Annotated in this window: 14 protein-coding genes and 1 tRNA gene; 6 read left to right on the top strand and 9 right to left on the bottom strand. The window is 70.2% G+C overall.

Features of this window, described 5'->3' with window-relative positions; translation table 11 throughout:
- The first annotated feature begins 15 nt into the window (after window positions 1-15).
- From WBG06_RS24480 to WBG06_RS24460, 5 genes are read left to right on the top strand one after another with little or no spacing between them, the layout of a single operon-like run.
- Window positions 16-1,155 (top strand): carboxylate-amine ligase, encoded by a 1,140-nt coding sequence (locus WBG06_RS24480; protein WP_336740104.1) that lies wholly within the window; start codon window positions 16-18, stop codon window positions 1,153-1,155.
- 34 nt (window positions 1,156-1,189) lie between these two features.
- Window positions 1,190-1,849, top strand: a complete 660-nt coding sequence (locus WBG06_RS24475) for a class I SAM-dependent methyltransferase (RefSeq protein WP_336740102.1) — start codon at window positions 1,190-1,192, stop codon at window positions 1,847-1,849.
- Between the two features lies 1 nt (window position 1,850).
- The gene (locus WBG06_RS24470) at window positions 1,851-2,804 is read left to right on the top strand and encodes an iron-containing redox enzyme family protein (RefSeq protein WP_336740101.1); all 954 of its coding nucleotides are present in this window, start codon (window positions 1,851-1,853) and stop codon (window positions 2,802-2,804) included.
- On the top strand, window positions 2,801-3,067 hold the full coding sequence (locus WBG06_RS24465) for a CDGSH iron-sulfur domain-containing protein (RefSeq protein ID WP_336740099.1): 267 nt from the start codon (window positions 2,801-2,803) through the stop codon (window positions 3,065-3,067). Before WBG06_RS24470 ends, WBG06_RS24465 begins: the two co-directional genes overlap by 4 nt.
- Window positions 3,068-3,078: 11 nt before the next feature.
- A complete protein-coding gene (locus tag WBG06_RS24460; protein WP_336740098.1) occupies window positions 3,079-4,095 on the top strand; it encodes a DNA topoisomerase IB in 1,017 nt (338 codons plus the stop codon).
- A gap of 46 nt (window positions 4,096-4,141) precedes the next feature.
- On the opposite strand, the gene WBG06_RS24455 is transcribed toward WBG06_RS24460, so the two are convergent.
- The 3 genes from WBG06_RS24455 to WBG06_RS24445 all read right to left on the bottom strand — a co-directional run bounded on the left by WBG06_RS24455 (window position 4,142) and on the right by WBG06_RS24445 (window position 5,872).
- A complete protein-coding gene (locus WBG06_RS24455) occupies window positions 4,142-4,816 on the bottom strand; it encodes a DUF6766 family protein (protein ID WP_336740096.1) in 675 nt (224 codons plus the stop codon).
- Window positions 4,817-4,910: 94 nt separating this feature from the next.
- Complete coding sequence (locus WBG06_RS24450) at window positions 4,911-5,306, bottom strand: hypothetical protein (protein WP_336740095.1); 396 nt, start codon at window positions 5,304-5,306, stop codon at window positions 4,911-4,913.
- Between the two features lie 11 nt (window positions 5,307-5,317).
- Window positions 5,318-5,872 carry a Dps family protein gene (locus tag WBG06_RS24445; RefSeq protein WP_336740093.1) on the bottom strand — a complete coding sequence of 185 codons (555 nt, stop codon included), beginning with the start codon at window positions 5,870-5,872 and terminating at the stop codon, window positions 5,318-5,320.
- 64 nt (window positions 5,873-5,936) lie between these two features.
- Between WBG06_RS24445 and WBG06_RS24440 the strand changes: the two genes are divergently transcribed.
- The gene (locus tag WBG06_RS24440) at window positions 5,937-6,398 is read left to right on the top strand and encodes a DUF3817 domain-containing protein (RefSeq protein ID WP_336740091.1); all 462 of its coding nucleotides are present in this window, start codon (window positions 5,937-5,939) and stop codon (window positions 6,396-6,398) included.
- Between the two features lie 39 nt (window positions 6,399-6,437).
- Here the strand turns inward: WBG06_RS24440 and WBG06_RS24435 are convergent, their stop codons facing one another.
- From WBG06_RS24435 to WBG06_RS24410, 6 genes are all read right to left on the bottom strand, one after another.
- Window positions 6,438-6,992: a hemerythrin domain-containing protein gene (locus tag WBG06_RS24435; RefSeq protein WP_336740089.1), complete on the bottom strand. Its 555-nt coding sequence runs from the start codon at window positions 6,990-6,992 to the stop codon at window positions 6,438-6,440.
- Window positions 6,993-7,054: 62 nt separating this feature from the next.
- Window positions 7,055-7,456, bottom strand: coding sequence for a DUF5709 domain-containing protein (locus WBG06_RS24430; RefSeq protein WP_336740087.1), 402 nt, complete (start codon window positions 7,454-7,456; stop codon window positions 7,055-7,057).
- A 53-nt stretch (window positions 7,457-7,509) separates the two neighbouring features.
- Window positions 7,510-7,755 (bottom strand): hypothetical protein, encoded by a 246-nt coding sequence (locus WBG06_RS24425; RefSeq protein ID WP_336740086.1) that lies wholly within the window; start codon window positions 7,753-7,755, stop codon window positions 7,510-7,512.
- Between the two features lie 62 nt (window positions 7,756-7,817).
- On the bottom strand, window positions 7,818-12,041 hold the full coding sequence (locus tag WBG06_RS24420; RefSeq protein WP_336740085.1) for a S8 family serine peptidase: 4,224 nt from the start codon (window positions 12,039-12,041) through the stop codon (window positions 7,818-7,820).
- Window positions 12,042-12,176: 135 nt separating this feature from the next.
- A complete protein-coding gene (locus WBG06_RS24415) occupies window positions 12,177-12,971 on the bottom strand; it encodes an SDR family NAD(P)-dependent oxidoreductase (RefSeq protein ID WP_336740083.1) in 795 nt (264 codons plus the stop codon).
- A gap of 246 nt (window positions 12,972-13,217) precedes the next feature.
- Window positions 13,218-13,290 (bottom strand) — tRNA-Asn (locus WBG06_RS24410).
- Window positions 13,291-13,297 lie beyond the last annotated feature (7 nt).

Below are 13,297 nucleotides of genomic sequence, written 5' to 3'. Positions count from 1 at the left end.
AGGCAGGTGCACAGCGTGAACAGACCTTCGACAAGCAGTACCCATGACCAGGTCAGGACAGTCGGTGTCGAGGAAGAGCTCCTTCTCGTCGACGCCGAGACCGGCGTTCCGCGATCGGTCGCCAGCGAGGTGCTGCGGGTGGCCCGCCGACGGGGTGACACCGAGGTCGACGACGGCGAGGCCGGTGGCTCGGTGGGGCCGGAGCTGCAGCAGCAGCAGGTCGAGACGGACACGCCCCCGGCGGAGCACCTGGGGTTGCTCGAGCTGGAGCTACGGCGGTGGCGCGACAAGGCGCGCGCAGCCGCGACCGAGGTGGGCGCGCTGATCCTGGCCAGCGGAACGACGCTGCTGCCGGCACGAACCCAGACCTTCGACGACGAGCGCTACGCGGCGATCACCGAGCAGTTCGGGCTGACGGCCACCGAGCAGCTCACCTGCGGCTGCCACGTACACGTCTCGGTCGACTCCGACGAGGAGGCTGTGGCGGCGCTGGACCGGATCCGCGTCTGGCTGCCGGTGCTGCTCGCGATCAGTGCCAACTCGCCGTTCTGGCACGGTGAGGAGTCCGGCTACGAGAGCTTCCGGTCCCAGGCGATGACACGGTGGCCGACGAACGGGCCGACCGAGATCTTCGGAAGTGCTCAGGCCTACCACGACCACCTGCGCCTCCTGGTCGATACCGGCGTCCCCCTCGATGAGGGCATGGCATACTTCGACGCCCGGCCGTCCCGCAGCTTCCCGACCCTCGAGGTTCGGGTCGCCGACGTCTGCCTGGACCCGTCCGACACCGCGCTGGTGGCGGCGCTCTCTCGGGCGCTGGTCGAGACCGCGGCCAGGAACTGGGCGCAGGGCCGGCTGGCCGACCCCGCTTCGGTCGCGGTGCTCCGCCTGGCCATGTGGCAGGCGGGCCGGCACGGCATCACCGGTGACCTGCTCGATCCACAGACCCACCGTCCGAAACCAGCCCGTGACGTGGTGGAACGCCTGGTCGAGCACGTCGGCCCGGCGTTGCGGGACTCCGGCGACCTGGCGCGGGTCGAGGATGGCATCGACCGGGTCTTCACGCGAGGCACCGGTTCCACGGCCCAACGCAGGATCCACTCCGAGGAGGGGCGCCTCGACCGGACCGTGCTCCGCCTCGCCGAACTGACCTGAGCTCTTCGAACCCGACCAGGAGGTCTCCACCACCATGATCCGATTCGGCCATCTCGACATCGACTTCGACGAACGCGTGCTGAGGCCGCGTGCCTGGACCGCACGCCAGTCCGAGTGGGCGGCCGAGCTGTCCGCGGGCCTGCCGGACGGGCCGATGCTCGAGCTGTGCTCGGGTGCCGGCCAGATCGGGCTGCTCGCGGCCTCGATGACCAGCCGCCGGCTGGTCTGCGTCGATGCCAACCCGGTCGCGTGTGCGTTCACCCGTGCCAACGCCGAGCGCGCCGGCCTGGCCGATCTGGTGGAGGTACGCCACGGCAGCATGGAGCACGCGCTCGACCCCGATGAGCGCTTCTGCCTGGTGATCGCGGACCCGCCGTGGGTCCCGACGGCGCAGGTCGAGCGATACCCCGAGGATCCGCGTACCGCCATCGACGGCGGCGCGGACGGGATGCTGGTCGCCGAGGCGTGCCTGGACACGATCGACCGGCACCTCTCCCCCGACGGCTCCGCGGTTCTCCAGCTCGGCACGGCCGCTCAGGCCGCTCGGCTTCGGGAGATGGTCGGTGACCTGAGGGTCCAGGAGATCCGGGACTCCCCCGGCGAAGGGGTGCTCGTTCACCTCGCTCGGGCGGCGGAGTCGAGCATGAGCGGTGACCCCTCGGGGTACCGACGAGCCGAGGGAAAGGTGGGCTGAGATGCTGCCGAAGTCGCGTGGCACCCTGAGTGCTGCTGTGTTCAACGCGCTGCAGAGCGGCGCCACTGCCGGCCTGGAGCCCGTTCCGGAGTCCGAGGAGGACGCCCAGGTCACGATGTGGGCGCTCTACGAGCTCCACTACCGCGGCTTCGACGACGTCGATCCCGACCTCGAGTGGGACGCCGACCTGCTGCGCGTTCGCCGCGGGCTGGAGCGGTCGTTCGAGGCCGAGCTGCGTCGGCGGTGGGAGCAGAGCCCCCTCAGCCAGGATCGCGAGCCGGGGCTGAGCGGCCTGAGCGGCCTGACCGGCCTGATCGACGGTCATGACGGACCGTCGTTGGCCCGGTTCGTGCAGCGCAAGGCCGACCGGGAGCAGGTGCTCGAGATCCTGCGTCACCGCTCGCTCTACCACCTCAAGGAGGCCGACCCGACCAGCTGGGTCGTGCCCCGGCTCGACACCCGGCCGAAGGCCGCACTGATGGAGATCCTCTTCGACGAGTACGGCGACGGTGACCCGAACCGGCTCCATCATCATCTGTTCCGCCGAGGCCTGGAGGCGGCCGGGCTGCGTACCGATCACGCCGGCTACGTCGACGAGGCGCCGGTCGAGATCCTCGCGATGAACAACGCGCTGTCGCTGTTCGGGCTTCACCGCCGGCTCCGCGGGGCGGCCCTCGGCCACTTCGCCGCGTTCGAGTCGACGAGCTCGGTCCCCTCGCGCCAGCTCGCCCAGGGACTGCGCCGGCTGGAGTTCCCCGAGGAGATGGCGGCCTACTACGACGAGCACGTCGAGGCGGACGCCGTCCACGAGCAGGTCGCCATCCGCGACGCCTGCGGCACGTTCCTGGACGACGAACCGAACGAGCGCGACCAGGTGCTCCTCGGCGCCTTCACCTGCCTCGATCTGGAGGCTCGGTATGCCGAGGCGATGCTCACCCGGTGGGGTGTCTCGTGACCGACTTCGAGCACGCGACGGTCGTGCTGTGCCCGGCGGGGCCGATGCTCCTGCGCGGCCAGCACGAGATCCAGGACGCCGACGGGAAGATCCACCGCACGGTCCGCCCGGTCAGCGCGGTGTGCAGGTGCGACCGCTCCGCGATCAAACCCTGGTGCGACGGTACGCATCGGCTGCTCGCCGCGAGCGCGCGCGACGGCGACGGCGACGACGACGACGGTGCCAGCGACCATGACAGCGCCAGCGGCACGTCCGCTGGGTGACGGGAGTCCTGGTGGTTCGGCTTCGCCGAGTCTCGGCGGAGGAGCCGGGATGGACCCGCCGCCGGGCGGGCCGGGGTTTCGTCTACCTCGACGAGTCCGGTGAGCGGCTGCCGGAGGATGCGGCGGAGCGCGTTCGCGCGCTCGCCATCCCGCCGGTCTGGGAGGACGTGTGGATCTGTCCCCGCGAGAACGGCCACCTCCAGGCCGTCGGGACCGACGCGGCCGGCCGCCGTCAATACCTCTACCACCCCGACTGGCGGGCGAAGCGTGACCAGCAGAAGTTCGATCGGGTCCTGGAGCTGGGGGCCGTGCTGCCCCGCGTACGCGACCGAGCGGAGCGGGACCTCACCACGACCGGGATGAGCGAGGCCCGGGCCTCGGCGCTCGCGGTTCGGCTGCTGGACCTGGGCTGCTTCCGGATCGGCAGCGACGCGTACGCCGACGACAACGGCGGCTTCGGGCTGACCACGCTGGAGCGTCGCCACGTGCGCAAACGGGACGGCGCCTACGTCTTCGACTTCGTCGGGAAGTCCGGCGTCCAGCACTCCATCAGCATCGACGACCCGCTGTCGGTGGAGGCGATCGCCACCCTGCGTCGCCGCCGGGCAGGCTTCGAGGAGCTCCTCGCCTACAAGCAGGACGGGCGGTGGCGACGACTGACGCCGAGCATGGTCAACGACTACATGCGCGAGCTGAGCGGCCTGGACGTCACCGCGAAGGACTTCCGGACCTGGCACGCCACCGTGCTCGCGGCGCTGGCCCTCGCCGAGGACCCCGAGGCGGCCGAGCGGGCCACCCCGACCGCCCGGTCCCGGCGCAAGCAGCAGGTCGCCGCGATCAAGGAGGTCGCGGACTACCTCGGGAACACCCCCGCGATCGCCCGCAGCTCCTATGTCGACCCGCGCGTGCTCGAGCTGCACGAGCAGGGGCACACGCTCCGGCTGCGCCCGAGCGCGAGCAAGGACCCGCGGGCCCGCCAGGCCGCGGCCGAGCGCGCACTGCTACAGCTGCTGTCGGAGGACGGCTGAGGTCTCCCCGCGTCCCGCCGGTCCCCGGCCACACGTACGCAGCAGCTCAGCCCTCGACCCCGGTGGCGTCGTGGGAGGAACCCACCGGCTTGCTCTCGGGTGACCCCCGCTGCCTGAGATAGATCGCCAGGACGGCCATCGAGCCGACCGCGAGGAACTCGGACTGCCAGTTCTGGAGCGTGCGGGCCCAGAAGTCCGAGTGGATCAGATAGGAGCCCCAGGTGATCGGGTCGCGCAGCTGCTGCAGCCTGGTCTCGTTGTAGGACGCCCAGCCGGCCACCGACTGGACCAGCCAGGACAGCAGGAAGATGGTGCCCATCGTGATCCCGAGGGACCGGGAGTAGAACGCGGTCCGCAGACCGCCCGCCCGCGCCATCTTGGGCGAGTCAGGACGTGCGTACGCCCCGACCTTCTGCTTCTCGTCGGACTCCTGACCGGCGTCCTCGAGCGGCTTGGACTCCGGGGAGCCGCGTTGCACCAGCCAGACCGTGAGCATCACGTAGAGCAGGAACTGGAGATATTCGCTCTGCCAGTTCTCGGTCACGTCCACGGCGAAGCTCGACGAGGTGAGATAGGCGCCCAGTGACATCTGGTGGAGGCCCTCGGCGAACAGCTCGTCGTTCAGCTGGTGCCAGCCTGCGACGGCCTGGCCGGCGAGGCTGGCCAGGAAGAGTGCCCCGAATGCGAGGCTGAGCGAGTTCTCCTTCAGGAATCTACGCATCGGCGCACCTCACCCGTGCCTCAGGGCGATGACGAGGGTATAGAGCAGCCCGACGGCGATGACCGCCAGATAGGCGACGTACATGACTCGCATCTCAGCGTCCGTGCACGGCACAGTCGTAGGGTCTCGGGTGCTGCGGCGTGCAGCCGGCCGCGAGGAGCCGCCAGCCGTCGGCGAACCGGGACAGGAACAGGGTCTCGCCCTGGTAGCGCACCTCGGCCATCGTCCCGAAGACGTCGACACGGTCGACCGGGCCCGGGGCGGGCAGCTTCTCCTCGGCCAGCGCGCCCGGGCACGGCATCTGAGCGGCGGACGTCAGCTCGGATCGCGTCTCCGGCGCGAGCAGCGCGCACGCACGTGCCCATTCCTGGGCGGCGAGTGCCTCGTGGAACGCGGCGGCACGGTCGCGTACTGCCTCGTCCTGACCCGAGCCGCATCCGGTGAGGGTCAGCGGGAGGAGCGCCGCCAGCGCCGTGAACCGCCACCTCACGGCACCGCTCCTCAGCCGCGCGCGGCCCTCGCCGCGCCTGCCTCCGTGGCTTCGCCGCTGGTCGTCAGCTGGCCGCCCTGGTCCTCCAGGTGTGCGCGGACGAACCAGTGGAAGAGCTCGAGCTGCTCGACCTGGCCGATGAGGATGTCCTGGGTGACCAGGTCGAGGTCGTCGAGGACCTTGATCGCCTCCCGGTAGGAGCCGATGACGCCCTGGTAGGTGACGTCGAGCGCGGCGAGATGCTCCTGGGTGGTGGCTCGCCCGATGCTGTAGTCGTCCCACTCCCGCTCGGCGACCAGCGCGCCCGGGGTGCCTCGCGGGGCACCGCCCAGCGTCGCGATGCGCTCGGCCAGGGCGTCGGCCATGGCGCGTACGGCGTCGACCTGGGGGTCGATCATCTGGTGGACGGCGATGAAGTGCGGACCCACGACGTTCCAGTGGACGTGCTTGAGGGTGAGCTGGAGGTCGTTGGTGGCGTGCAGCCGAGACTGCAGCAGGTCGATCGTCTTTCGCGCTGCGCTCTCGTCAAGCCCGGGAATCGTGTAGTGCAACGTGTCTGTCGTCATGCCGAGCCGGTACCCGCAACGCACCGATTCATGCCGTGACCAGGACACGAATAAACTTCGCCCCGTGCCCGCACTTCTTCGTTCTCCGTCTCGCGTCTTCCGGATCGTCGCCACCGCCGAGGCGGTGACCTGGACGGGACTGCTCGCCGGCATGTTCCTGAAGTACGTCACCGAGACCACCGAGCTCGGCGTCAGCATCTTCGGGATGCTGCACGGGATCGTGTTCATCGCCTACTGCGTGACGACCGTCGCCGTCGCGATCGACCAGCGCTGGTCGTTCGGCCGCCTGGTCGCCGGTCTGGCCTCCTCGATCCCGCCGCTCCTCACCCTCTGGTTCGAGCGCTACGCCGAACGCCGAGGCCTGCTGGCCCCGGCGTGGCGACTGATCGAGGAATCCCCGGCCCGACCGCTCGAGCGCCCCTTGGCCTGGCTCCTCCGCAACCCCGTGCGCGGTCTCGCCACCGCCCTCGCGAGCGTCGCCGCGCTGACGGTGGTCGCGCTCGTGGCCGGGCCGCCGGTCGGCTGAGCCAGCGGTCTCGCCCAGCTGCCGACTCAGCTGTGGGACTCAGCTCTCGGCGTGCTGGTCCAGCTCCTCACGTAGCTCCTGCTTGCTCTTGTCGCCGGCCGGGATGTCCGCGTTGGCGGCCTGGCGCCGCATCTCGTCGCGGGTGATGTCCTGCGGCATGTCGCCGAGGTGCTCCTGCCGGCTCTTCAGGAAGGCCTTGCCCAGCTCGGCGCGGCGCGCGTCGTCGAGCCGCTCGCGCATGCCCGGCAGCACCGTCTTCTCCTCTTCCTCGACGTGGTGGCTGACCGCGTCGACCACCTCCGCCAGCTTGTTCTCGTACGCCGTCGAGAACGGGTCGCACTCGCTGAGCTCGGCCAGGAGACGGTCGGCCAGCAGGTGCTCCTCCTGGCTGTGTGCGACATCCTCGGTCTCACCGGCCTCGTCGCGGGCGGCCGGGTAGACCTCGGCCTCCTCGGCGCGGCTGTGCGCAGCCAGGAGCGTCACCAGGACCGGGGTCAGCCCGGCACGTACCTCCGGTTCTCGCTCGAGCTTCTCGAACAGGCTCTCCACCTCGCGGTGGTCCTGCATGATCAGGTCGGTCACGTCTTCGGTCACGGCGCTCTCCTCGAGGGCTGGTAGGGATTCGGCATGTCACCGGTACCCCCGAGGTCGCCGGATCATTCGACGTCGTCGTCGACGACGATGTGCACCGCCGCTTCCTCGGCCGAGGCGCCGGCACCGTCGATCCCCTCGTCGTGCCCGATCAGCCGGCCCTCGTCGTCCTCGAGGACGCCTTGGTCGGGGCTGGTGAGCCGACCGGACCGAGCCTCGCCCACCTCCCCGGTCACCGGGCCGTCCAGGATGTCGGCATCGGCCTCGGCCTCCGCCTCCTCCCAGACCTCGGGTTCCTCCTGGGCGCGCCGCTCGTCGATGGTCTCGCCCTCGTTCTCCTCGCGAGGCGTGACTCCCTTGGCGGTGACTCCCCGGGGGCGCTCGGGCGGGGAGAACCCCTCGTCGAGGACGTCGTCCACGCCGCGGTCGTCGAGGGTGTCCTCCGGCTGAAGCTGATCTTCACTCATGCTTCGCCGGTATCCCCGGACCCGCCCGTCGATGCTCCGAAACCCTCCCGACTTCAGGCCGGCCCACCTTCTCCGCTGTCGGCGGCGAGCAGATCGACGTCGACGGTCTCCTGATGCGAGATCTTCTCCGTCACCAGCGCCTGCTGCTCCTCGGTCAGGGTCACCCCCGCCTCGTGCAGCGCCTTGGTCAGCTCGCCCCGGATCGTTCCCTCCGGTGCGGTCTCCTGCCATGCGGTGACCCGTTCGACCACACCTCGAAGGGCCTGTACGCGAGCTTCGTCCTGGTTCATCTCAGTCATCTGCCCGCGGTACCCGACGCGGATGACGGCATGCGACGGTGCGGTGAGACACAGGTCCGGGATCAGTCACATCCGAGCTCGGTCAGCTCGAGCTCGGCCGTGACGCTCTTCCCCGGCCGGATCGACACCACAGCACCCCGCGGCCGGAACCCCGGCTTGGCAGCGGCAGCCACCAACGAGCCCTCGCGGACATCGACCCAGCGAGCGGCGGTGCCGTCGTGGGTGGTGAGTGTCCAGGAGTCGCCTCCGGCATCCAGCGCGACGACGGCCCCTTCGGCAGGAGCCGCGGTGCCGTCACAGGTGACCGTCGACACCCTGGCGACCACCTTGCCGGAGGTCGCGGGCGGGGTCACGTCGAGCGCCACGCCGATGGGATCCACCCGGTACGGGGTCGACTCTTCGACAGCCAGCTCGGCGGCGTACTCCCCCGGCTGGTCGAGGTCGCCGTCCAGGGTGATGTCGACCGAGACCTTCTCTCCCGGCTCCAAGGTGCCGTCCACCGGGTCTGCGGTGAGCCAAGGCACGTCGTGGGCGGGAGCCGCGCAGGCGTCGTACCCGGAGAGCCGCTCGGCGTCGTCGAAGGCCGTGGAGAAGCCCTCCGAGCCACCGACCCGGATGAAGCCGCACGCCGCGCCGGAGCGGTAGCGCGCCTTGCCCATGTTCGGCAGCGAGGACCAGCGGTCCGCCACCGGGTCGTAGGCCCAGACGTGGTTGCTGACCTTCGATCCGGCGAGCATGCCACCGCTGATGACCAGCTGGCCGTTCGCCACGTCTGCACCACCGGCGTAGATCCACTCCGGCGCGTCGGCGACCCGGCTCCAGGTGTCGTCCTCGGGGTCATAGGAGTAGGCGTGCCGGCTGTCGCGGGCACCGCCGGTGCCTCCGGAACAGACGATCCGGTCTGCGAAGCCGCCGCAGGACAGGAACGACGCCCGAACCGGGTACGCCGCCAGCTGGTCCCAGTCGTCGGTGACCGGGTCGTAGCGGAACACGTCGCTGGTCCCCGCCGAGCTGCCGCACGAGTAGGGGCAGCCGCCGACCACCACGAGCCGGTCGTCGAGCACCGCGCGGCCCGCGTGGTTGCGTGGCGTCGGCGCGCCGTCCCACACCGTCCAGCGGTCGGCCGCGGGGTCGTAGACGTAGGTGTCGGGGTTGACGTCCTTCTGCTGCGCGCCGCCGGTGGCGACGATGACGTCGTCCATCGCGGCGACCGCCATCCCGGCGGTGGCCACCGGCAGCGGGGCGATCCGGGACCAGGTGCGCTTCTCGGGATCGTAGACCCGGTTGTCGGCGATCGGCCCGGCGCCGGTGCTGCCGCCGATGGAGTAGATCTTCCCGTCGAGGTGCACCACGCCGTTGTCCATCACCGAGTACGGCAGGTCCGGGATCCCGCTCCAGGCCGGGTCGGCCGGAGCGCGCACCGGAGTGGTGGCGTCCGGATCATGCTCGGCGAGCACGTACGTCGACGGGGACGTCCCGGTGTTCTCGATCGAGATGGTCTCGGTGACAGGACCGTCGCCCTGCTGCAGCGTCGCGCTCACCGTACGGGTGACCTCGAGACGCCCCGCATCGAGGCTCAGATCCGCCCAGACCGCCTCGTCGTCGGCGATGTCGACCGACGTGGTGCCGGCCTGGTAGTTCCGGGCGGTCACGGCGAAATCAGCCGATCCGGACGGGGCGAACGTCGCGTAGAACCCGTCCTCGATCTCGGAGTCCTCGGGCGTGCGCTGGACATCGAGGGTGGTCTCGCCGACCGTCACTCGCGCACCGTTGACCGGCTTGTCGGTGTTCGCGTCGCGGACCGTGCCGACCACGTAGCCACCGGCGACGGTGGGTGCGCAGTCGATCTCACCGAGGAGGACGTCGTCGACCTCCCACCAGTAGACGACCTTGGCGTCGTAGTAGTGGAAGCGGACTTGGACCTGGTCGTGGCCGGCGGCCTGCGGCAGCCGGACCAGCACCTGTGCCGAGCGCGAGCTGGACCGCTGCCGACGTACGTTCTGCCAGGTCTGTCCGCCGTCGATGCTGACGTCGACGTCCGCGGTCTCGCCACCGAGGTAGCGGAAGTCCTCTCGGAAACGCACGGCCGGGGCGTCGTAGTCGGAGAAGTCCAGCATCGGAGAGACCAAGGACGTGTCCGCGCCGGCGTAGATGCTGTCGGCGACGGCGAAGCCGCCCGATCCGCCGGTGAGGTTGCCGTGCTTGCGCGGGTCGTCGAACCGCCAGAGCGCACGTTTGCCGTTGTGGTCGACCACCGTCCAGCCTTCAGGCTTCCCGGCGTCGAAGTCGGTCTGGGTGGCGTCGGTCCGCCAGGCGTATCCGCCCGCCGTGCAGGTGTCGTCGACAGGCACCGCGAGATCCAGATTCTTGCCTGCAGAGGTCAGCTCCACCTGCTGGTTGAGGTCGCGGTAACCGGCGACCCGGGGTTCGACACGGAGCTCGTAGGAGCCCTCGGGCAGCTCCACCGCGTACTCACCGGTCGTCGGGTCGGTGAAGGTGGTGGCCTCTGGGTGGTGCTCGACGGTGACCTTCGCGTAGAGCGGCCACCCGTGCCCGCTGCCGTCGGTGATCGTGCCGGTGATGTCGCCGGTCGGCGCGGTGTCGAGCGCGAAGTCGTGGCGGACGGTCTCGTCCTCGCCGACGTCGAGAGTCGCCGACTCCTCCACGTAGCCGTAGCGCGAGGCGGTCACGGCGTACGTGCCGACGGGGACGGTGAGCGACCAGGTGCCCGTCCGTCCCACGGTCAGGTCGCGGTCGATGGCCCGGTCGCCCTCGCCGCCGACGATGTGCAGCCGAGCCCCGGACAGCGCCGCTCCGTCGGCGTCGGTGACCGCGCCGGTCAGCTCGCCGGTGGGGCCCTGGTTGCCGGCCTCGACCAGCGCGAGCGCGTCCAGCCGGCCTTCCCCGTGGACGTTGTTGTCGTCCGCGGTGCCGCCGCACTGCAGGTCGGCGGTGTCCCTCGCGGTCTCGTCCAGGAGCGCCCGGGTGGTGTCGATGTCACCGACCAGCTCGGGGTGGGCGGACCACAGCAGCGCGACCGACCCGGCCACGTGCGGGGCAGCCATCGAGGTGCCGCTGGCATCCCCGTAGGTGGACCCGGGCTGCGCCGAGCGGACCGCCGCTCCCGGGGCGCTGATGTCCGGCTTCACGGCACCGTCCTGGCCCGATCCGCGCGAGGAGAATCCCGCGATCTGACCGCTGCGGCCGTAGGCACCGACGGAGTAGTTGACGGTCCGGCTCCCGGGCGAGGTGCTGGTGTTGCAGGAGGGACCGGAGTTGCCGTTGGACCAGACGCTGAAGATGCCGGCAGCGGCCCACGCCACCGAGACGTCCTCGAGGAACGGGTCGTTGGACGGCTGCTCCGATCCCCAGGAGTTGTTCACGATGTTCGGCCGCATGCCTGGATCGGGGTCGGTGCCGTCGACCCGGGTGGGGGCCAGCATCCACTCGCCGGCCTTGACCAGGTCGGCGTCCGAACAGCTGTCGCAGCCGTTGGCGGAGATCCAGGTAGCGCCGGGCGCCACCCCGATCTGGTTCTCGCCTCCGTCGGAGCCGACCATCGTGCCCATCGTGTGGGTGCCGTGGCCGTGGGTGTCGCACGGACCTGTCTCGCAGTTCGAGGACACGTCGAACCAGTTGTAGTCGTGGTCGAAGGTGCCGTCACCGTTGTTGCCGCGATACTGCTTCACCAGCGCCGGGTGGTCGAACTGCACGCCGGTGTCGACGTTGGCAACCACGATGTTCTTGCCGGTGTCGCCGCCGGCCCAGACCTGGTCGGCATGGATGTCCTTCACGCCCCACTCGATCGACTGCGGCTCGGTGGCGGCGGTCTTCGTCACCGGCTCCGGGTCGCCGTACTCCTGCGGTGCGCGCAGCTCGCTCACCCCGGCCGTGGTGGCCAGGGACCGGGCCAGCTTCGCGCTGCCGCCGCGCACCAGAATCGCGTTGGTCGCCCAGAACGTCTCGTACGTCGCCCCGTCGGCCTTCAGCCGCTGGACCGCACCGCGCTGCGACCGCTCGGCACGCTCCTGGAGCGCTTCCACGACCGCCTCGCCGCGATCCTCCCAGTCCTCGATCCGCGTGGCCCCGGCGAGATCCGCCTCGGCGCTCATGCGCACCCAGAAGTCTGCGCTGCCCTGCTCGAGCTTCTTCTCCAGCCCCGGCGCGATCCGCGCCGGCTTCGGGTCCGCCGCCTGAGCGCTGGTCAGCACCGGCACGGTGAGCGCGACTCCCGCGCTCACCACCGCCGCCAACGCGGACACGATCAGTCTGCGGTTCCTCGGCATCGCACACCCTCCAGATCACTGTCCGCGCTCTCCAGCGACGGACGCACGGGCTGCAACGTAGTGATCCTGAGTGCTCGCCAGAACGGTTTCGAGTGGCGAGCTTCGGTCATGGCGAGATCTCGCCGCGCAGCGTCCTCAGCCTGGGAGCACGGCCGACCAGCCGCCGTCGACCATGAGGTTGGCGCCGGTGACGTACGACGCCTCGTCCGAGGCGAGGAAGAGTGCGCAGTGGGCGACCTCATCGGGTTCTCCGACTCGTCCCAGCGGGATGTGCCGACCGATCGTGCGCATGGGGTGGTCCGGGGCGAGCAGGTCGGCGGCAGTCGCCGGGGTTGCGATCATCCCAGGACTGACGCAGTTGACCCGGATCCCCTTCGGGGCACCTTCCGCGGCGAGCTGCTTGGTCATCGCGACCACCGCGCCCTTGGTCGCCGTGTGCGCGAGACGTTGGTTGGTCATCGAACCTGTCACGCCGGCTGTCGAACCGACGAGGACGACCGAGGCGCGCCCCGTCGCGGCGAGCTGGCGCCAGAAGCTGATGATGGGAAGGAAGACCACATCGACCTCGTGGCGGGTGTTCCACGTCCAGGCCTCGTAGGTGATCTCCTCCACCGGAGCGAACCTGGTCGCGGCAGCGTTCAGGTAGAGAACGTGGATGCCCGGATGCCTGGTCGCCACCGCGTCGGCCCAGCCGCGCACCGCCGTCTCGTCGGTCAGGTCGACCTGAACCGGGTCGTCGGCGACACCTCCGGCCGCGCGCAGCTCCCGGACCGTGTCCGCGGCTCCGTCGAGATCGAGGTCGCATCCGACGACATGTGCGCCCTCGCGAGCGAACAGCAAAGCCGCGCTTCGACCCTGTCCGGAGGCGATCCCGGTGATGACGACCGTCTTTCCGGCGAGCCGCCCCGCTCGTACCTCGTGCTGTCTCATCGGCTCGCCTCCGTGCTCGCGGTTCTCGATGCCTGCCTCGCAGGTCATCAGCGCGGGCTCTCCGGTCCATGGGTCAGGTGCGCGAAAACCCCGCCTAAGACAGCCACTCTTTCGCCGACGGACCTATTACGGAAGCGCCATCTGATGATGCGATCCATTCGCCTCGTCGATAGCGCGAGCACTGGTGCTCCGGAATGAGAAAGAGCCCGGCTGACCTCTACGTGCTGGTCAGACGGGCTCTTGTTGCTCCCCCGGTTGGACTCGAACCAACAACCCTCCGGTTAACAGCCGAATGCTCTGCCAATTGAGCTACAGGGGAATTGCTC

Origin of the sequence: Nocardioides sp. CCNWLW239 (assembly GCF_037137035.1) — a bacterium.
Taxonomy (GTDB): Bacteria; Actinomycetota; Actinomycetes; order Propionibacteriales; family Nocardioidaceae; genus Nocardioides.
This window is presented reverse-complemented; position numbering and strand designations above follow the sequence as displayed.

What these genes read in the sequence shown, in the direction of transcription:
- WBG06_RS24430 (WP_336740087.1), bottom strand. Translation starts at nt 7,456, where the DNA reads ATGAGTGAAGATCAGCTTCAGCCGGAGGACACCCTCGACGACCGCGGC.
- WBG06_RS24475 (WP_336740102.1), top strand. Translation starts at nt 1,190, where the DNA reads ATGATCCGATTCGGCCATCTCGACATCGACTTCGACGAACGCGTGCTG.
- WBG06_RS24455 (WP_336740096.1), bottom strand. Translation starts at nt 4,816, where the DNA reads ATGCGTAGATTCCTGAAGGAGAACTCGCTCAGCCTCGCATTCGGGGCA.
- WBG06_RS24470 (WP_336740101.1), top strand. Translation starts at nt 1,851, where the DNA reads ATGCTGCCGAAGTCGCGTGGCACCCTGAGTGCTGCTGTGTTCAACGCG.
- WBG06_RS24420 (WP_336740085.1), bottom strand. Translation starts at nt 12,041, where the DNA reads ATGCCGAGGAACCGCAGACTGATCGTGTCCGCGTTGGCGGCGGTGGTG.
- WBG06_RS24425 (WP_336740086.1), bottom strand. Translation starts at nt 7,755, where the DNA reads ATGACTGAGATGAACCAGGACGAAGCTCGCGTACAGGCCCTTCGAGGT.
- WBG06_RS24445 (WP_336740093.1), bottom strand. Translation starts at nt 5,872, where the DNA reads ATGACGACAGACACGTTGCACTACACGATTCCCGGGCTTGACGAGAGC.
- WBG06_RS24415 (WP_336740083.1), bottom strand. Translation starts at nt 12,971, where the DNA reads ATGAGACAGCACGAGGTACGAGCGGGGCGGCTCGCCGGAAAGACGGTC.